The organism is Thalassospira tepidiphila MCCC 1A03514 (assembly GCF_001662875.1).
In the GTDB taxonomy this organism is placed as follows: Bacteria; Pseudomonadota; Alphaproteobacteria; order Rhodospirillales; family Thalassospiraceae; genus Thalassospira; species Thalassospira tepidiphila.
In genome coordinates, this window is sequence record NZ_JPVZ01000002.1 from 468,804 (window position 1) to 486,008 (window position 17,205).

A 17,205-nucleotide genomic window follows, 5' to 3' on the forward strand; every position below is an offset into this window, starting at 1 on the left:
ACAATGAGCCGAAAAACATTTCAACGTCTGTCGCTTGATGTCCGCCGTCGTAGTTTGATCGAGGCGACGCTAACCTGCATTGCCCGCGACGGGCTGCATGGGGCATCGGTGCGCCGGATCACTGAAGAAGCCGGGGTGACGGTCGGGCTGGTGCGCCATTATTTCGGCAGCAAGGATGACATGATCCGCAATGCCTATGCCTATCTGGTCGGCCAGCTGACGGCACAGGCCAGTGAAAGCGCACGTGCGACCGAAGGCACACCAGAGGCCAAACTGGCAAGCTTCCTGCGCGCCAATCTGACCAAGCCCAACATGGACGAACAAACCGTCTCGCTTTGGGCGACCTTCATCGGCCGAGTGCGCCACGATCCGGACTTTGCCGAAATTCATCGTGATGGCTATCGCGAGTTTCTCAATGTGCTGGAAACCCTGATCGAGCCTGTCCTGATTGATCATGGCTGCCCGCACAGTGTGGCGATTTGCCGCAACCATGCGATTGCACTCAATGGCCTGATTGATGGGCTTTGGATGGAAGGGGCGCTGAATTCCGGCTTGTATGCGCAGGATATCCTGCCGGATCTGATTACCGGCGCCGCCGAACGCCTGCTTGAATTGCCCACCGGTGCGTTGTCCGCACCTGATATTGCCCTTCAATCGGCACGCCACCAGACACACCCCGAGCAACAAAGTAAGCCGTCATGAGATATGCCAAGATTACCGACCGTCTTGCCGAACTGGGTGGGGCAAAGTGGGCCGTCCACAACACCGCCCGTGATCGCGAGGCCCAAGGTGCCAAAATCATCGAGCTGACAATTGGCGAGCCCGACATTCCCGTCAATCCGGCCCTGATTGACGCGTGCGAGGCCTCCATGCGGCGCGGCCGCACGCATTATTCCAATGGTCGGGGTGAGGTCGGGTTGCTTGATGCGCTGGTGGAAAAATACAAACTTGTCTGGCCGGATGTTACGCCGGAAAACATCCTGTGTTTCCCGGGCACGCAGACTGCCCTTTATACCGTCATGACGGCGCTGGTGGATGCCGGGCAGGGCGTGCTGGTTGGTGATCCCTATTACGCGACCTATGCCGGGGTAATCCGGGCATCGGGGGCTGAACTGCAATCCGTCCCGTTATCGATTGAGCACGGCTTTATCATGCAGCCGGGTGACCTGCGCGCCGCCATCACCAAGGACAGCCGTGTGTTGCTGCTCAATACGCCGCACAATCCGTCCGGCGCGCTGCTGGATCGCGCAACACTGGTCGAACTGGGCAAGATCGCCATCGAACATGATCTGTGGATTGTCTGTGACGAGGTCTATGAGGATCTGGTGTTCGAAGGCACCTTTGCCTCCCCGCTCGAAATCGAAGAGCTGCGTGACCGCACCATCGTCACTTCCTCGATCTCGAAAACCTTTGCTGCCACCGGCTTTCGCAGCGGCTGGGCCGTTGGCCCCGAAGAACTCTGCACTAAAGTCCTGCCGATTTCCGAAACCATCTTGTTTGGCAATCAGCCCTTCATAGCCGATGCGACCGAGGTCGCCCTGCGTGGCAATTTCGATACGGCCGCGCGCATGTGCAAAAGCTATGCGGCGCGCGTTGACATGATCGAAACCGAACTTGCCGGATGCGATGTGCTTAAACCGGGCAAGGTATCCGGTGGCATGTTTGCCATGATTGATGTCGGAGCCACCGGCATGAACGGCGAAGAATTCGCCTGGGCGCTTTTGGACGATCAAAACGTCGCCGTCATGCCCGGCGCATCCTTTGGCGAAAACGCCAAGAACCTGATCCGTGTCGCACTCACGGTCTCCGACGACGAACTCCGCGAAGCCATCAAACGCATCCGGGCCTTTGCCGAGAAATCGGCATAAGGCCCGGTTGTAAATGTTTTGGCTTACGCCTTGGGCATATCACCACGGATGATATAGGCCAGTGCTGCAACCACCTGTTCGGGTTCGCGGGCCACACCATTGGCCGCACCATCGACTTCCTTAAGCGCGTGATCATGCTCTGCCGGGTGCAGGGTGATATAGGGAATGCCAAGGGCGGCAGCATAGCCGGCATCAAAGGCAGCGTTCCACTGCTTGTATTTCTCACCAAAGCGAATAACGGCAAGGTCGGACTGTGACAGCAAGGTCTTGGTGCGCATGGCGTTCAGCTGCGCGCCCTTGCGGTCATGCCAGAACTTGTTTTCTTCAGCACCGAAAACGGCAACGCCGCAATCATCAGAATCTTCATGCACGGTAATCGGGGCAACCAGTTCAACCGGAAGGCCTGATTCTCTCACGCCTGCCTCGATACGTTCGCGCCAGTCGCTGTGAATTTCGCCCGATAAATAGACGGTCCAGACTTTGCTCATCTTTCTCTCCCTTGATGGTCGTTATGATGGGGTATGTCAGACCCTAAAACGACAAAACCCGTCGCCAAAGGCAACGGGTTTTGAATGGTGGAGCCGATCAGGATCGAACTGACGACCTCTACAATGCCATTGTAGCGCTCTCCCAACTGAGCTACGGCCCCACTTTGTCCGCGACGCAGTCTGCATGGCAGGCTCTGCGGCGCGGCGCATATTTAGAAGGTTCGCCAAATGTTGGCAAGACCCTTTTTCAAAATTTCTTAGCGATCGTCGTCGTCTGATTCGACATGCTCATAGACTTCGCCAAGATCATCATCATCTTCGCCAAGATCAGAAGCATCTTCGAGAATATCATCGTCGATATCGGTATCGACATCATCGTCAAGATCGGTGACGTCATCGACGTCTTCGTCTTCTTCCGGAGCCGGTTTTGCAACCGCGGATTTCTTGACCTTTGTTACCCCGTCCGGCGTTTTGCATTTCGGGCAGACAACCGGGGTACGGTTCAGGTCGTAATACTTGGTACCACAGGCGAGGCAGTGACGTTTCTTACCGCGTGCTGACATTACGGCAAATCCTCTTAATTACCGTTATCAATTAAGAAAAAGACTTTGTGTCGCAAAAGCGCAGCAAGGCTACGCACAGCGTCTTGTCCGAGAGGCCCAATTGCCATCTTGCGAGCACCTTGTCAAAAGGAAATTGCGCGTTTTTCCCTTTGGCAAGGCGATGGGACAAATCTGCCGCACATTCGTGCAATTTCCTACACCGAATTTCGGGTTCGATACTGGTGCCTGCTAACCGCTTGTGCTAGAGCATTGGTCCCCTGATTGAAAGGCCCGCGCGCGCCTGAAAACATGGCCGCAGCGCAGCGCTTTTTCAATCAGCCTTTTGTTGATGATAAAACAGTGACTGGCAGGTACGAGCCCATGAGTTCTTCGCAAACCAAACGTCCGCTTTCCTCGGCCAAGGCCGGGCCGCTTTCGGGCGATATCCGGGTTCCGGGTGACAAGTCTATTTCTCATCGCTCCCTGATGTTTGGTGGTCTGGCAATCGGTACAACCAAGGTTACCGGCCTTTTGGAAGGCGAAGACGTTCTGGCAACGGCGGACGCCATGCGCAAACTTGGCGCCACTGTCACCCGCGACGAAGATGGCACCTGGCATGTCACAGGTGTTGGCGTCGGTGCCCTTCGTGAACCCGATAGCGTGATTGATATGGGCAACGCCGGCACCGGTATTCGCCTGATGGCGGGCATCGTTGCCACCCATCCGATCACGACGTTCTTCACCGGCGACGCGTCGCTGTGCAAACGTCCGATGGGCCGTGTTGCTGATCCGTTGTCCGAATTTGGCGCACAATTCATTACCCGTGATCGCGGTCGTCCGCCGATGGCGGTGATTGGCACCGACGAAGCCAAACCGGTGACCTATACCCTGCCGATGGCATCTGCCCAGGTGAAGTCGGCGGTGATGCTGGCCGGGTTGAACACAACGGGCACCACCACCGTGATCGAACCCAAACCGTCGCGCGATCATACTGAACGCATGCTGCGCCACTTCGGGGTTGAGGTCGATGTGAAGGTCAATGACGATGGCGGCCGCACCGTCAGCCTGACCGGCCCGGTCGAAATGAAGGCTGCGGATATTGTGGTTCCGACCGATCCGAGCTCGGCTGCCTTCCCGATGGTGGCGGCCCTGATCAATCCGGATTCCCACGTCACCATTCGTGATGTCTGCCTGAACCTGCTGCGCACCGGCCTGATCACCACCCTGATTGAAATGGGCGGTGACATCACGATCACCAACGAGCGCGAAGAAGCCGGTGAAACCATCGGCGATCTGGTTGTAACCGGCAAGAACCGCCTCAAGGGCATTGTTGTCCCGGCCGAACGCGCCCCATCCATGATCGATGAATACCCGGTTCTGGCTGTGGCTGCGGCCTATGCCGAGGGTGAAACGCGCATGTGTGATCTTGAGGAACTGCGGGTGAAGGAATCGGATCGTTTGGCGGCGGTGGCGGCTGGTCTTGAAGCCAATGGCGTCATTCACCGGATTGAAGGCGATGATCTGATTGTCACTGGCGGTGTGGTGCCGGGCGGTGGCATGGTGGAAACCCATCTTGATCATCGTATCGCGATGTCGTTCCTGGTTCTGGGTCTTGGTGCGGAAAAGCCGGTTGCGGTCGATGATGCCAACCCGATTGCCACGAGCTTCCCGAACTTTGAAAAACTGATGGGCGATATGGGCGCAAAATTTGCGCTGCATTCCTGATCTATCCACCCCAATATATAAAGCAATACCAAGCCAGATATATAAACAGGGAGAGACGCATATGATCATCGCCATTGATGGGCCGGCCGCGTCCGGCAAGGGTACCTTGGCACGTCGAGTCGCAGAAGCAATGGACTATGCCTATCTCGATACCGGCCTGCTGTATCGTGCCACCGGTGCGAAAGTTCTGGCCGAAAATGGCGACCCTGCTGATGAAGCCGCCGCCGTGGCCGCAGCCGAAAATCTGAGTGCGTCCGATCTCGAAGGTGAGGCCCTTCGCAGCGAGGAAGTCGGGACCGCTGCCTCAAAAGTTGCAGCGATTCCAAGGGTTCGCGAGGTGTTGCTTGATTTTCAGCGAACCCTTGCCACCACCCCGCCGGGCGGCAAACGTGGTGCCGTATTGGATGGTCGTGACATCGGAACGGTCGTCTGTCCGGAAGCACCGATCAAGTTTTATCTGACAGCCAGTGTCGAAGAACGTGCAAACCGTCGGTTCAAACAGTTGCAGGAAAAAAATCCCGCTGCTATATACGAGCGCGTTCTTAAAGAGCTTGAAGAACGGGATGCCCGAGACAGTGCTCGCGATGTCGCACCGCTCAAGATGGCAGATGACGCAATCCATATTGATACGGACCGTCTGAATGCCAACGCAGTGTTCGATGCCGTCATGGCACATATCCATACCCATATGGGTGCGGATGACTGATCAGAAGGCGTTTTAACCGTCAGGCGTTGAACGATCCCGAGGTACCGGTCCTTTGGCCTGTTCCTAAGGTGAACGACTTGTGCGTTCACCTTTTCGTGTATGGAAGGTTCGCCTTCACATGCGTTCGGGTTTGAACACTGAATGACAAATCGCCGCGATTTTGCGGCAAAGACCACCGGACACAACCGGTTGGCCAGAATATAGTGACGATACTCGAAAGGAAGTCTGGTTTATGACCACCGCTGAAGAAGCACAATTCTCGACTGGCGAAGATTTTGCCGCCCTGCTGGCTGAAACCCTTGGTTCTGAAGACGAAGGTTTTGTTGGCCGCGTAATGACCGGTTCGGTCGTTAAAAAAACTGACGATGATGCCATCGTCGATGTCGGCCTGAAATCCGAAGGCCGCGTTCCGCTTAAAGAATTTGGCGCAGGCGAAGTAAACATTGGCGATACCGTTGATGTTTATGTCGACCGCTATGAAAACAAGGATGGCCTGATCGTCCTGTCGCGCGAAAAAGCGCGCCGCGAAGAAGCTTGGGTTGAACTGGAAAAACAGTTCTCCGAAGGCAAACGCGTCGACGGCACCATCTTTGGTCGTGTTAAAGGCGGCTTCACCGTTGACCTGTCGGGCGCAGTTGCGTTCCTTCCGGGTTCCCAGGTTGATATCCGTCCGGTTCGTGACGTCACCCCGCTGATGAACAACCCGCAGCCGTTCCAGATCCTGAAAATGGATCGTTCGCGCGGCAACATCGTTGTTTCGCGTCGTGCCGTTCTCGAAGAAACCCGTGCAGAACAGCGTGCTGAACTGATCCAGAACCTTCAGGAAGGTCAGATCCTTGACGGCGTCGTCAAAAACATCACCGATTACGGCGCGTTCGTCGATCTCGGTGGCGTTGATGGCCTGCTGCACGTTACCGACATTGCTTGGAAACGTATCAACCATCCGTCCGAAGCGCTCCAGATCGGCCAGACTGTTAAAGTCCAGGTTATCCGCTTCAACAGCGAAACCCAGCGTATCTCGCTTGGCATGAAGCAGCTTGAAGCTGATCCGTGGGAAGGTGTCGAAGCCAAATACCCGGTCGGTTCGAAATTCGAAGGTCGTGTCACCAACATCACCGATTACGGCGCATTCGTCGAACTCGAAGCTGGTGTCGAAGGCCTGGTCCACGTTTCCGAAATGTCCTGGACCAAGAAAAACATCCACCCGGGCAAAATCGTTTCGACCTCGCAGGAAGTCGAAGTCATGGTGCTCGACGTCGATGCCCAGAAACGCCGTATCTCGCTTGGTCTCAAGCAGTGCACCTCGAACCCGTGGGATGCCTTCCTGGCAGCTCATCCGGTCGAGTCCGAGATCGAAGGCGAAGTCAAGAACATCACCGAATTCGGTCTGTTCATTGGCCTCATGGGCGGTATCGACGGTATGGCTCACCTCTCGGACCTGTCATGGGACCGCGCTGGTGAAGAAGTCATCAAAGAATACAAAAAAGGCGACATCGTCAAAGCCAAGGTTCTTGACGTTGACGTTGAAAAAGAACGCATCTCGCTCGGCATCAAACAGCTGTCTGGTGATCCGTTCAAAGACGCCGTTGTCGGCATCAAACGTGGCGACGCTGTAACCTGTGAAGTTACCGAAGTTAACGACGGTGGCATCGAGGTTTCGGTTGGCGACACCGAACTCAAAGGCTTCATCCGTAAAGCTGAGCTGGCGCGTGAGCGTTCTGAACAGCGTCCGGAACGCTTTGCAGTTGGTGAAAAAGTCGACGCACGCGTTACTGCAATCGACTCCAAAACCCGCAAGGTTTCCCTCTCTGTCAAAGCTCTTGAAGTTGCTGACGAGAAGAAAGCAATGGCGGATTACGGTTCGGCAGACAGCGGCGCATCGCTCGGCGACATCCTTGGCGAAGCTCTGCGCAAGAAACAGGAAGGCGGCGAATAAGCCACCCTCCGACGAAATACGCTCTGCAGTCTTGCAGAACGAAAAGACGGGTCGCGCACTGCGCGGCCCGTTTTCTTTTGTCCGGATTCTAGATCTGGCAAGTTGATGCACGGTGGATGGCCGATATATCCGCCCAATGCCCGGTGGCCTGTAAAGGGCGCCAAATTGTATATCATCTGCTTTTTGCGGCTGAATTTTAGCCCGACTCTGCCGATATCGGCATTTTTCGCGAAAATTTTGATTTTAAACGCTTTTTGTTCTTGCCTTCCGGGTCGATAAAAACCATTTGAAGAGACGGGTTTGAGCGATCACACTCGTCTAAGTATTTGATTGAACAATTGGAAACGGACACGCCGATGGCACTTGATGCCGATATCCTGCTGGATCGACGCCGCTTGAAAAAATCCATCTTTCGCTGGCGTGTGGTGGCGGTGATTGCCGTGATCGCGGTGATCGTGATCGGCTTGTCTGGCACCGGTGTAAAGGACAGTGTTCTGGGCGGACTGGGTCCGCGCATTGTTGAAGTCACCATCGAAGGTGTGATCACTGAAGATCCCTATCTCCTTGATGCGCTGAGCGCGATTGAAGAAGACAGCGACGTTGTCGGTGTGATTGTCCATATCAACAGCCCGGGTGGCACCATGGTTGGTGGCGAAACGCTGTTTGAGGCGCTGCGCCGTATCGGCGAAACCCGGCCAATCGTTGCCGAGATGGGGACTGTTGCGGCGTCCGGCGGTTACATGACCGCGATTGCCGCCGACCACATCATTGCCCGCCGTGGGACAATCACCGGCTCGATCGGGGTGATTTTCCAGTCGATGAATTTCAATGGAACGCTTGAAAAGCTTGGTGTTGAACCGCTGACGGTAAAAAGCGGTCCGCTGAAAGCTGCACCCAATCCGTTCGAACCTGTTGATGATGTTGCAAAATCGGCCATGCAGGGCCTGATTTCAGACATGTTTGACGTGTTTGTTGAAATGGTTGCGACCCGCCGCGATATGTCGGTCGAAACAGTTACGACTCTTGCCGATGGCCGCGTCTATACCGGACAGCAGGCCGTTGCCAACGGATTGATTGATGAAATTGGAGGCCGTCGTGAAGCCTTGCGCTGGCTCGAAGAGGAAGCCGGTATCACGACGGATGCACAGGTAGTGCCGCTTGAAATCGAATACCCGGAAGACGATTTGATGAGTGCTGTTCTTGAGGGAAGCCTTGGAAAAGTGCTGTCATCTGAGGGGCTTAAACTTGACGGTTTGCTGACGGTCTGGCAACCTGAGTGAGAGCTTCTTTAAGACATAATCTAATCCGTGGTTGAGTGAGACTGTCAGCACCAACAGGATGGGGCCTGGAAATGACAAAATCTGAATTGATTGCCCGCCTTGCGGAGATGAACCCGCATCTCTATCAGCGCGACGTTGAGCGGATTGTCGCCACGATCTTTGACGAGATCACAGACGCGCTTGCGCGCGGCGACCGGGTCGAGCTTCGCGGCTTTGGCGCATTTTCCGTAAAACAGCGCGAGGCCCGCGTCGGCCGTAACCCTCGTACCGGGGATGCGGTTCCTGTCGGTGAGAAAAAGGTTCCCTATTTCAAAACCGGCAAACAGCTTCGCGAACGTTTGAACTGATTCCTGCCTGATTTGTTTTGACCGGCAATCGGGCCTGCGCCACCCGCAGCCCGCCCGATACGACCAGCATGCAACACACAAAAACTGTGTGACTGTTGCCATGGCTTTTGTCCGGTTCTTGCCCCATACTGATCAGAACATTGATCAAACGAGACCTGCTGCCGGGTTTTGAACCATCCCGTTTTCGGGATGGGACAGCCACCGGCACAAGGAGCTAGGTAATGCGCTTCCTGTACTGGATTATTTCCATCCCGCTTGCCGTATTGATTGCGGTGTTTGCAGTTTCCAACCGGGCATTGGTCACGATTTCGCTTTGGCCCTTGCCGTTTGAAATCGACCTGCCGCTTTTCCTGCCGATCATGGTTGCGTTGTTGATCGGACTTGGGATCGGCTTTGCCTTTGAATGGTTGCTGCAAGGCAAGCATCGCCGTGCCGCACGGCGCATGGATAGCGAACTCAAGCGCATCAAGACGGATGACACCACGCCATCCACCCCAAATACCGATCAAAAGGCCATCGGCCAAAGCTGATCAAGTCAAAGGGCTCCGTTTCGGGGCCCTTTTGCTTTTTGCCGCATGGCGTCAATGTCTGTCCGAAAGCCGATTTGACATTGGCCTTTGGGGCCAAATCGGCTAAGCCATGTCCGGTCCGCTATGAAATTTGCTGCGAAAAGCTGGGCCATGACCCAATTCCAGCCCGCCGGAGGACCCCATGACCCAGACCCTTGCCGCCAAAGACCGCATCTATTGCGCGATTGATACCACCGATCTTGATCACGCGATCAATCTGGCATCGAAGCTGTCGGGTGTTATCGGCGGGGCCAAACTTGGCAAGGAATTCTTCGCGGCCCACGGGCCACAAGGGGTCAGGGCGGTTGCCAAAACCGGCATGCCGATCTTCCTTGATGTCAAATATCACGATATCCCCAACACGGTGGCCGGGGCCATTCGCGCTGTGACACCACTGGGTGTCAGGATCGTCAATGTCCATGCCGCCGGTGGTTTGGAGATGATGAAACGTGCCGGTGATGCGGCGCGCGAAGCCGCCGACAAGGCTGGCGTCGACGTACCGTGGGTGATTGCCGTAACCATCCTGACCAGCATGGACCAGGGTGATCTCGATGATGTCGGCCTAAAGGGCCCGATTGAAGATCGCGTGGTCAAGTTGGCGGAGCTGACCCAAAAGGCGGGTCTGGATGGTGTTGTCTGTTCTGCACAGGAAATCACGCCGGTGCGCAAGGCCTTGGGCCCGGACTTCAAACTGATCACACCGGGTATTCGCCCAAGCTGGGCGGCAAGTGACGATCAGAAACGCATCGTTACCCCGGCCGATGCCGTCGCCATGGGAAGTGACGTTCTGGTGATTGGTCGCCCGATCACCAAGGCCGAAGATCCGGTTGCTGCGGCGCAAAAAATCGTCGACGAACTTTCCTGATCCACGATCCTCAATCTCTGCCTGTGCTGCATCATGCCTGTGCCTTGCCGTAATCCGGGCAAGACAGGCTGCCATGCAAATTTCGCGATGGATTTGTTCACCGCATTATCTCAGAATTGAATCGTTTCAAAATTTGCTGCATGATGCATATCTCGCAGTTGCACAAAACGTTGGCCGCGTCACCCGCGCCCCCCGCGTCACCTGCGCCAAAGTTGATCTGGATATTCTGACATGACAGATACCGTCACCCGCCCCGGATCTTTCGGGAATCTGCCGATTCTGGCCCTCGCCCTTGCGTCATTCGGGATCGGCACCACCGAGTTTGTCATCATGGGCCTTCTGCCCGATGTGGCGCTTGATCTTGGTGTGAGCATTCCCGATGCCGGGCTGCTGGTAACGGGCTATGCCCTTGGTGTGACTTTTGGCGCGCCGTTTTTGGCGATTGCCACCGCGCGCATGGACCGCCGGCGGGCCTTGTTGCTGCTGATTTCGATCTTCATTCTCGGCAACTTCCTGTGTGCGATTGCCCCTGATTACTGGCTTTTGATGGCGGCCCGTGTGGTTACTGCGTTCTGCCATGGTGCGTTCTTTGGGCTGGGCGCTGTTGTCGCATCAAACCTTGTCGCGCCGCATAAACGGGTTCAGGCGATTGCCCTTATGTTTTCCGGTCTGACGCTGGCCAATGTGCTGGGCGTGCCGTTTGGCACGGCCCTTGGTCAGGAACTTGGCTGGCGTTCGACCTTCTGGGCAGTGTTGGCAATCGGTGTTGTTGCCGCCAGCGCGCTTTATGTTGCCCTGCCGCGCCAGATTGCCGCATCGACCGGCAGTCTCTGGCTTGAAGCCAAGTCCCTTGGCAAAAAACAGGTTCTGCTGGCGATGCTGATTTCGGTTCTGGCCTCGGCTAGCTTGTTCAGCGTCTTTACCTATATCACCCCGATGCTTCAGGAAATCACCGGCATTACCCCGCGACAGGTAACCTATGTGTTGCTGCTGTTCGGGGTTGGCTTGACTGTCGGCAACTATATCGGTGGGCGTTTGGGGGACTGGCGGTTGATGCCCGCCATCATCATGGCTTTTGCTTTGCTGATTGCGATTCTTGCCCTGTTTACCGAAACGCTGACATCGGTCATTCCGGCAGTCGCAACCGTGATGTTGTGGGGCGTGGTGGCCTTTGCATTGGTGTCCCCGCTTCAGATGCGTGTGGTGAACGAGGCATCCGATGCGCCCAACCTTGCCTCCACTCTCAATCAGGGTGCCTTTAACCTTGGCAATGCGGCGGGCGCATGGTTTGGCGGTATCGCCATTACCCAGGGCGTTTCCTATCAGCATATCCCGTGGTTGGGGGCGGCGATTGCCGTTCTGGCCCTGTTGGCAACGGTCTGGAGCCATTTGCTTGATCGCCGCGACGAAGTCCTTGTCGAAAACGGCGCCAGCGCCTGAGTAAAACAAAACCCGTCAGCCTGAAGCTTGACGGGTTTTTCTTTGTCCGGTCGATAAATGGTCGAGCTCAGCTTACCCAGTGGCGGATCTGATCCCAGCTTTGGCTGATGGTGGTCCCATACTGATCAATGATCAGCTTGATCGATATTGCGATTGATGTGACGACCAGAAGCGGCCTTACCAAACGTGCACCGACCTTCATCACCATATGTGATCCGATCTGTGCCCCGATCAATGCACCAACGGCCATCACCCCGCCAACAATCCAGACAACCTCACCCCCGGCGATAAACATCACCAAGGATGCAAAGTTCGAGGTGAAATTCAGAACCTTGGTATGGGCCGTGGCCTTGGTCATGTTGAAGCCGAGCAGGGCGACAAAGGCGATGGAAAAGAACGATCCGGTGCCCGGCCCAAAGAAGCCGTCATAAAACCCGATGCCAAACCCGGCGGTAAAGGCAAAGGTGGCTTTGCCAATCATCTGATGGGCGTCAATGTCACCCACACGCGGCGAAAACAGGAAATAAAGCGCAATCAGGATCAAAAGCCCCGGCAGGATGGTCATCAGAATACCGGGATCGAGCATTTGCACCAGAACCGTGCCGAGCGCCGATCCGGCAAAGGTCAGGACAATCGCCAAGACCATATCGCGCGGATCAACATGCCCCTTGCGAATGAAATTAAGCGACGCACTGAAACTGCCAAAACTGCCTTGCAACTTGTTGGTCGCCAATGCCTGGGCCGGGGTGACACCCGCCCACAACAGGGCCGGGATGGTAATCAACCCGCCGCCGCCCGCAATCGCATCGACAAAACCGGCAAGGGTGGCAACCGCAAACAGGATCATTAAAAGATCAAAACCAAATTCCATCTGGTCGCTTTCAAATTGGGGCGCGGACGCACAACTGGGGCCGATGCGGTCTGTCAAAACAGCGCACATCATATGGCTTTGCGGGCACGCGTCCAGTGGGATCGATTTCAGTCGTTGAATTGCGCGCAAGCCGTAGTCTAAAAGTCACACACCCTTGTTTATATGAGTTCCAGATATGCCCGAATTGCCAGAGGTCGAAACAGTCACCCGTGGTCTGACACCCGTCATGGAAGGACGGGTGGTCAATCATGTGGTACAGCGACGTGCGAACCTGCGCTTTCCCTTCCCGGAGGGTTTTGTTGATCGCATGGCCGGGCGCACCATCAATCAGCTGACCCGGCGGGCAAAATACATTCTGGGCTACCTTGATGACGGGCAGGTGCTGCTGATCCATCTTGGCATGTCTGGTCGCATGACCATTCACAATGATCCGACTGTCGAGGTGCCCGAAGCGGGCAAGCATGACCATGTCGATTTCGTCATGGCCGATGGGGCTGTGGTGCGGTTCAACGATCCGCGGCGCTTCGGTGTCATTACCCTGATCGCGGGCGACGAGGTCGCCAGTCACAAAATGCTGGCCGGTATCGGGCCTGAACCACTTGGCAATGCATTTAATGCCGATGTTCTGGCAGCGGGAATCGCCAAACGGGCAAGTCCGATCAAGACCGTATTACTGGATCAGAAACTGGTGGCTGGTCTTGGCAATATCTATGTCTGCGAAGCCCTATTTCGATCGGGCATCGCACCGGACCGTCTGGCAAAGGATCTAAAACCCGGCGAGATCGAACGGCTGTATCGTGAAATCCGTCTGGTGCTTGAAGATGCGATTGCTGCCGGTGGCTCAAGCCTTAAGGACTACCGCCAAAGCAATGGCGAGCTTGGCTATTTCCAGCACAATTTCCGCGTCTATGGCCGCGAGGGCGAAACCTGCATCGCCGATGGCTGCGATAGCACCATCGCGCGTATTGTTCAGGCCGGCCGGTCGACCTTCTTCTGCCCAACCTGCCAGAAATAAGATGGACTGTACCCGTCTCTGAAAGTCGGGGAAGGTATGGCGCCGATAACAGGTTCGGTTGCGGCCCGGGATCAAAATCGGTAAAACAGTATCAAATTATGGTTTCAGGCGAATCGGCCCGATAACCCCACAGCGACTCACACCCCGGAGTCCCGCGGGCCGAACAGCGATAAAAGGATCACTTGCATGTCTTATGAAAACATCATCGCCGAGAAAAAGGGCAATGTCGGCCTGATCACGCTGAACCGTCCCAAGGCGCTCAATGCGCTTTGTGACGCGCTGATCAAGGATATCGGTGCTGCCCTTGATGATTTCGAATCCGATGAAGACATCCGCGCCATCGTCATTACCGGGTCGGAACGGGCCTTTGCCGCCGGTGCCGACATCAAGGAAATGGCCGATTACGACTATATGGATGTCTATAAGAACGACTTCATCACCAAGGGCTGGACCCGGGTTGCAAGCTGCCGCAAGCCGACCATTGCAGCGGTCGCCGGATTCGCACTGGGCGGTGGCTGTGAAATGGCGATGATGTGCGACATCATGATTGCCGCCGACACCGCCAAGTTCGGTCAGCCGGAAATCACCATCGGCACCATTCCCGGTGCGGGCGGGACACAGCGTCTGACCCGTGCAGTTGGCAAGGCCAAGGCGATGGAAATGTGCCTGACCGGGCGCATGATGGATGCCGAGGAAGCCGAGCGTGCCGGACTGGTCGCGCGAATCGTTCCGGCCGACTCGCTGCTCGATGAAGCCATGCAACTGGCCGAAAAGATCGCCTCCTTCTCGGGCCCGGTATCGATGAAGGTCAAGGAATCGGTCAACAAGGCCTATGAGATGACCCTGACCGAGGGCCTGATGTTCGAACGTCGCGAATTCCATTCGACCTTCGCACTCGAAGATCGCGCCGAAGGCATGAAAGCCTTTGGCGAGAAACGTAAGCCCGCGTTCAAGCACCGCTGATTGCGGGGTGATCAGGGCAAGTTGACCTCTGATTCCATGCCTGCATATCTGCCTTGCGGCGCAAAAGAGTCCGAAGCCGCAGAAATTGGCGGCATCGGGGGTTGACGAGGGTTTCGGACAGAGCTATAAGCCGCGCTCCGAATTACGTAACATTTGTTTGAAGAGACAGGTTCGCAATGGCTCACCATAAATCGGCCAAGAAGCGCATTCGCCGCAACGCCGCACGTGCAGAAGTTAATGGTGCACGTATCGGTCGCATTCGTACCTTCGTTAAGAAGGTCGAGGCTGCGCTGAACACTGGCGATAAAGATGCTGCTCTGGCTGCGATGAAAATCGCTGAGCCGGAAATGGCGCGTGGCGCACAGCTTGGTGTTCTGCACAAGAACACCGTTGCTCGCAAGGTTTCGCGCCTGACCGCGCGTATCAAAGCGCTTTAATTTATCCCTTACGGGATGGCGAGTCGAAGGCCGCACCTCGGGTGCGGCCTTTTCGCTGCCCGGATTTCGCAGAATCACCTTTTGTTCCTTGGTTGCGCGGGTGCAAGAAACCGCAGAAAACAAGGGCCGTTTTGGTTGCGAAATCCTTTTAACGTTCTGTTAAAGATCGCCTTGCCTGATGTGGGTCACATCAGTACAGTGTTTGAACTTCGCAGGCCGCGCAAAGCGACCAGTGACGAAGAACTAAAAACAAAAGGCGCGAGTACACTTCCTGATTTTGTGGAAGGCCAACGTGTTGGTCACTGCGGTGATCAACGCGACACAGTATCGTTTTGTCTTTTGCGGTCTTTGTGGTGGTGAAATCGGGATATCGGGGAAAGGTTCTTACAGTGCAGCACGCCGTGAGGGACACACAATCGGCACTTGGGCAATCCAACGGGGGGATTGCGGGTGACCAGCACGCAGCACTTGATGATCACGCAGTGGCAACCTGGCAAGTCGTACGCGAAAAGCTGCGCGCCGAATTTGGCGCAACAGCCTATCGTTACTGGCTGGAGCCCGTTGCCCTGATGGCCGTAGAAGCCGGCGTGGCCCGTTTGGGTGCACCGACTCGTGCCATGCGTGACTGGGTGACGCAGCACTATCTCGACCGTATCCAGAATTTCTGGCACGCCGAAGATTCCGATGTGCATTTCGTTGAAATCAATATCGTTTCGGGCGCGACTGCGCAGAACGATGCGTCTGCTTCGGGTTCTTCTTCGACCAAGTCGACATCGGCAAACGCCACGACCGCGCGCACCAAATCCGCGCGCACTTCCCAGTCCTCAGGCCATTCCCCAAGCCATTCCCCGGAAAACAACACCGTGGTCAGTGCGCCGTCCCAGTCAAACGGATCGGGCCGCACTGCGATTGCCAGTATGTCTGATGATGGCATCTCGGCTGCACTGGATCCGCGCTACACCTTTGATAACTTCGTGCTGGGCAAGCCAAACGAGTTCGCATATGCCGCCGCCCGCCGTCTGGCAGAGGCCGAATCGGTGCCGTTCAACCCGCTGTTCCTCTATGGTGGCGTTGGTCTTGGTAAAACCCACCTGATGCACGCGATTGCCTGGCATATCCGCCGCACCCAGCCGCACCGCACGGTGATCTACCTCTCGGCCGAAAAATTCATGTATCGCTTTATTCGGGCGCTGCGCGACAAGAACACGGTCGATTTCAAGGACCAGTTCCGCTCGGTCGATGTGCTGATGGTGGATGATGTCCAGTTCATCTCGGGCAAGGATTCGACCCAGGAAGAATTCTTCCACACCTTCAACGCGCTGGTCGATCAGGGCCGTCAGATCATTGTGTCTGCGGATAAATCGCCATCCGATCTGGAAGATATCGAAGAACGCCTGCGTTCGCGTCTGGGCTCTGGCCTTGTTGCCGATATTCACGCCACCACCTACGAGCTCCGTCTGGGCATCCTGGAGGCCAAGGCTGAACGTCAGGGTGTCGAACTGCCCCAGCGGGTCATGGAATTCCTTGCCCACAAGATCACCGCCAACGTGCGTGAGCTCGAAGGCGCGCTTAACCGCGTGATTGCTCATTCCCAGCTGGTCGGTCGCGAGATCGGGCTGGAAATGGTTCAGGACATCCTCCACGACGTTCTGCGCGCTTCCGAGCGCCGGGTTTCGATCGAGGAAATCCAGAAACGCGTGGCCGAGCATTTCAACATCAAGGTGTCCGACATGCATTCCGCCCGCCGTGCCCGTGCGGTCGCCCGTCCGCGTCAGGTGGCAATGTATCTGTCCAAGCAGCTCACCACCCACTCGCTGCCGGAAATCGGTCGCAAGTTTGGCGGTCGTGACCACACCACGGTGATGCATGCCGTGCGCAAGATCGAAGAACTGCACGGAACCGATCCGTCATTGTGCGAAGATATCGATCTGCTGCGTCGGATGCTCGAAAGCTGATTGCGCGTAAAAGCGTATCGAAATGTTGCTGTTCATGATGAAATCCGCCGTGTTTTCCGGCGGATTTTGTTTTTGAATCAGCTGGATTTTTAGCTGCAATTTTATCGTCGAAACTGCGAGTCGCACGGTTTGCGCCGCTTTGCGCGTGCGGGGCGTATTTTTGTCCGCCGACTCCTTTTATTTGCTTGGGTTTAGGCC

At 56.0% G+C, this 17,205-nt stretch carries 17 protein-coding genes and 1 tRNA gene; 14 read left to right on the forward strand and 4 right to left on the reverse strand.

All coding sequences use genetic code 11. The features are described from left to right. The first annotated feature begins 3 nt into the window (after positions 1-3). Together TH4_RS06215 and TH4_RS06220 are read left to right on the forward strand one after the other, a co-directional pair. Positions 4-702, forward strand: coding sequence for a TetR family transcriptional regulator C-terminal domain-containing protein (locus tag TH4_RS06215; protein WP_064780335.1), 699 nt, complete (start codon positions 4-6; stop codon positions 700-702). Further along, positions 699-1,868, forward strand: coding sequence for a pyridoxal phosphate-dependent aminotransferase (locus tag TH4_RS06220; protein ID WP_064780336.1), 1,170 nt, complete (start codon positions 699-701; stop codon positions 1,866-1,868). The genes TH4_RS06215 and TH4_RS06220 overlap by 4 nt, the downstream gene beginning before the upstream one ends. A 23-nt stretch (positions 1,869-1,891) precedes the next feature. Here the strand turns inward: TH4_RS06220 and TH4_RS06225 are convergent, their stop codons facing one another. From TH4_RS06225 to TH4_RS06235, 3 genes are all read right to left on the reverse strand, one after another. Continuing rightward, complete coding sequence (locus TH4_RS06225) at positions 1,892-2,356, reverse strand: YtoQ family protein (protein WP_064780337.1); 465 nt, start codon at positions 2,354-2,356, stop codon at positions 1,892-1,894. An 85-nt stretch (positions 2,357-2,441) separates the two neighbouring features. Continuing rightward, a tRNA-Ala gene (locus tag TH4_RS06230) sits at positions 2,442-2,517 on the reverse strand. A 96-nt stretch (positions 2,518-2,613) separates the two neighbouring features. Continuing rightward, entirely contained in the window at positions 2,614-2,919 is a 306-nt protein-coding gene (locus TH4_RS06235) for an FYDLN acid domain-containing protein (protein WP_008888952.1), read from the reverse strand. Between the two features lie 360 nt (positions 2,920-3,279). Here TH4_RS06235 and aroA point away from each other — a divergent pair, with 360 nt between their 5' ends. From aroA to TH4_RS06275, 8 genes are all read left to right on the forward strand, one after another. Further along, the gene (aroA, locus tag TH4_RS06240) at positions 3,280-4,623 is read left to right on the forward strand and encodes a 3-phosphoshikimate 1-carboxyvinyltransferase (protein WP_064780490.1); all 1,344 of its coding nucleotides are present in this window, start codon (positions 3,280-3,282) and stop codon (positions 4,621-4,623) included. Between the two features lie 61 nt (positions 4,624-4,684). Then, on the forward strand, positions 4,685-5,329 hold the full coding sequence (gene cmk / locus TH4_RS06245; RefSeq protein ID WP_063085978.1) for a (d)CMP kinase: 645 nt from the start codon (positions 4,685-4,687) through the stop codon (positions 5,327-5,329). Between the two features lie 232 nt (positions 5,330-5,561). Continuing rightward, positions 5,562-7,265 carry a 30S ribosomal protein S1 gene (rpsA, locus tag TH4_RS06250; protein ID WP_008888955.1) on the forward strand — a complete coding sequence of 568 codons (1,704 nt, stop codon included), beginning with the start codon at positions 5,562-5,564 and terminating at the stop codon, positions 7,263-7,265. Positions 7,266-7,621: 356 nt separating this feature from the next. Next, positions 7,622-8,545 (forward strand): signal peptide peptidase SppA, encoded by a 924-nt coding sequence (gene sppA, locus TH4_RS06255; RefSeq protein ID WP_008888956.1) that lies wholly within the window; start codon positions 7,622-7,624, stop codon positions 8,543-8,545. A gap of 71 nt (positions 8,546-8,616) precedes the next feature. Further along, complete coding sequence (gene ihfB / locus TH4_RS06260) at positions 8,617-8,892, forward strand: integration host factor subunit beta (protein ID WP_008888957.1); 276 nt, start codon at positions 8,617-8,619, stop codon at positions 8,890-8,892. Positions 8,893-9,113: 221 nt separating this feature from the next. Continuing rightward, entirely contained in the window at positions 9,114-9,422 is a 309-nt protein-coding gene (locus TH4_RS06265; protein WP_008888958.1) for a LapA family protein, read from the forward strand. 181 nt (positions 9,423-9,603) lie between these two features. Next, a complete protein-coding gene (gene pyrF / locus TH4_RS06270) occupies positions 9,604-10,326 on the forward strand; it encodes an orotidine-5'-phosphate decarboxylase (protein ID WP_064780338.1) in 723 nt (240 codons plus the stop codon). A gap of 231 nt (positions 10,327-10,557) precedes the next feature. Next, positions 10,558-11,766: an MFS transporter gene (locus TH4_RS06275; RefSeq protein ID WP_064780339.1), complete on the forward strand. Its 1,209-nt coding sequence runs from the start codon at positions 10,558-10,560 to the stop codon at positions 11,764-11,766. Positions 11,767-11,833: 67 nt separating this feature from the next. Here TH4_RS06275 and TH4_RS06280 read toward each other — a convergent pair whose 3' ends face one another. Further along, positions 11,834-12,637, reverse strand: coding sequence for a TSUP family transporter (locus TH4_RS06280; RefSeq protein ID WP_064780340.1), 804 nt, complete (start codon positions 12,635-12,637; stop codon positions 11,834-11,836). A gap of 175 nt (positions 12,638-12,812) precedes the next feature. Between TH4_RS06280 and mutM the strand changes: the two genes are divergently transcribed. From mutM to dnaA, 4 genes are all read left to right on the forward strand, one after another. Then, on the forward strand, positions 12,813-13,652 hold the full coding sequence (mutM, locus tag TH4_RS06285; RefSeq protein ID WP_008888962.1) for a bifunctional DNA-formamidopyrimidine glycosylase/DNA-(apurinic or apyrimidinic site) lyase: 840 nt from the start codon (positions 12,813-12,815) through the stop codon (positions 13,650-13,652). Between the two features lie 186 nt (positions 13,653-13,838). Next, positions 13,839-14,615, forward strand: a complete 777-nt coding sequence (locus tag TH4_RS06290; protein WP_063085970.1) for an enoyl-CoA hydratase — start codon at positions 13,839-13,841, stop codon at positions 14,613-14,615. A gap of 176 nt (positions 14,616-14,791) precedes the next feature. Next, the gene (gene rpsT / locus TH4_RS06295) at positions 14,792-15,052 is read left to right on the forward strand and encodes a 30S ribosomal protein S20 (protein ID WP_008888964.1); all 261 of its coding nucleotides are present in this window, start codon (positions 14,792-14,794) and stop codon (positions 15,050-15,052) included. Positions 15,053-15,441: 389 nt separating this feature from the next. Beyond that, positions 15,442-17,007 carry a chromosomal replication initiator protein DnaA gene (dnaA, locus tag TH4_RS06300; protein ID WP_083997005.1) on the forward strand — a complete coding sequence of 522 codons (1,566 nt, stop codon included), beginning with the start codon at positions 15,442-15,444 and terminating at the stop codon, positions 17,005-17,007. Positions 17,008-17,205 lie beyond the last annotated feature (198 nt).

What these genes read in the sequence shown, in the direction of transcription:
- TH4_RS06275 (WP_064780339.1), top strand. Translation starts at nt 10,558, where the DNA reads ATGACAGATACCGTCACCCGCCCCGGATCTTTCGGGAATCTGCCGATT.
- TH4_RS06225 (WP_064780337.1), bottom strand. Translation starts at nt 2,356, where the DNA reads ATGAGCAAAGTCTGGACCGTCTATTTATCGGGCGAAATTCACAGCGAC.
- cmk (WP_063085978.1), top strand. Translation starts at nt 4,685, where the DNA reads ATGATCATCGCCATTGATGGGCCGGCCGCGTCCGGCAAGGGTACCTTG.
- mutM (WP_008888962.1), top strand. Translation starts at nt 12,813, where the DNA reads ATGCCCGAATTGCCAGAGGTCGAAACAGTCACCCGTGGTCTGACACCC.
- sppA (WP_008888956.1), top strand. Translation starts at nt 7,622, where the DNA reads ATGGCACTTGATGCCGATATCCTGCTGGATCGACGCCGCTTGAAAAAA.
- TH4_RS06280 (WP_064780340.1), bottom strand. Translation starts at nt 12,637, where the DNA reads ATGGAATTTGGTTTTGATCTTTTAATGATCCTGTTTGCGGTTGCCACC.
- TH4_RS06220 (WP_064780336.1), top strand. Translation starts at nt 699, where the DNA reads ATGAGATATGCCAAGATTACCGACCGTCTTGCCGAACTGGGTGGGGCA.
- aroA (WP_064780490.1), top strand. Translation starts at nt 3,280, where the DNA reads ATGAGTTCTTCGCAAACCAAACGTCCGCTTTCCTCGGCCAAGGCCGGG.
- rpsT (WP_008888964.1), top strand. Translation starts at nt 14,792, where the DNA reads ATGGCTCACCATAAATCGGCCAAGAAGCGCATTCGCCGCAACGCCGCA.
- pyrF (WP_064780338.1), top strand. Translation starts at nt 9,604, where the DNA reads ATGACCCAGACCCTTGCCGCCAAAGACCGCATCTATTGCGCGATTGAT.
- TH4_RS06290 (WP_063085970.1), top strand. Translation starts at nt 13,839, where the DNA reads ATGTCTTATGAAAACATCATCGCCGAGAAAAAGGGCAATGTCGGCCTG.
- ihfB (WP_008888957.1), top strand. Translation starts at nt 8,617, where the DNA reads ATGACAAAATCTGAATTGATTGCCCGCCTTGCGGAGATGAACCCGCAT.
- TH4_RS06235 (WP_008888952.1), bottom strand. Translation starts at nt 2,919, where the DNA reads ATGTCAGCACGCGGTAAGAAACGTCACTGCCTCGCCTGTGGTACCAAG.
- TH4_RS06215 (WP_064780335.1), top strand. Translation starts at nt 4, where the DNA reads ATGAGCCGAAAAACATTTCAACGTCTGTCGCTTGATGTCCGCCGTCGT.
- TH4_RS06265 (WP_008888958.1), top strand. Translation starts at nt 9,114, where the DNA reads ATGCGCTTCCTGTACTGGATTATTTCCATCCCGCTTGCCGTATTGATT.
- rpsA (WP_008888955.1), top strand. Translation starts at nt 5,562, where the DNA reads ATGACCACCGCTGAAGAAGCACAATTCTCGACTGGCGAAGATTTTGCC.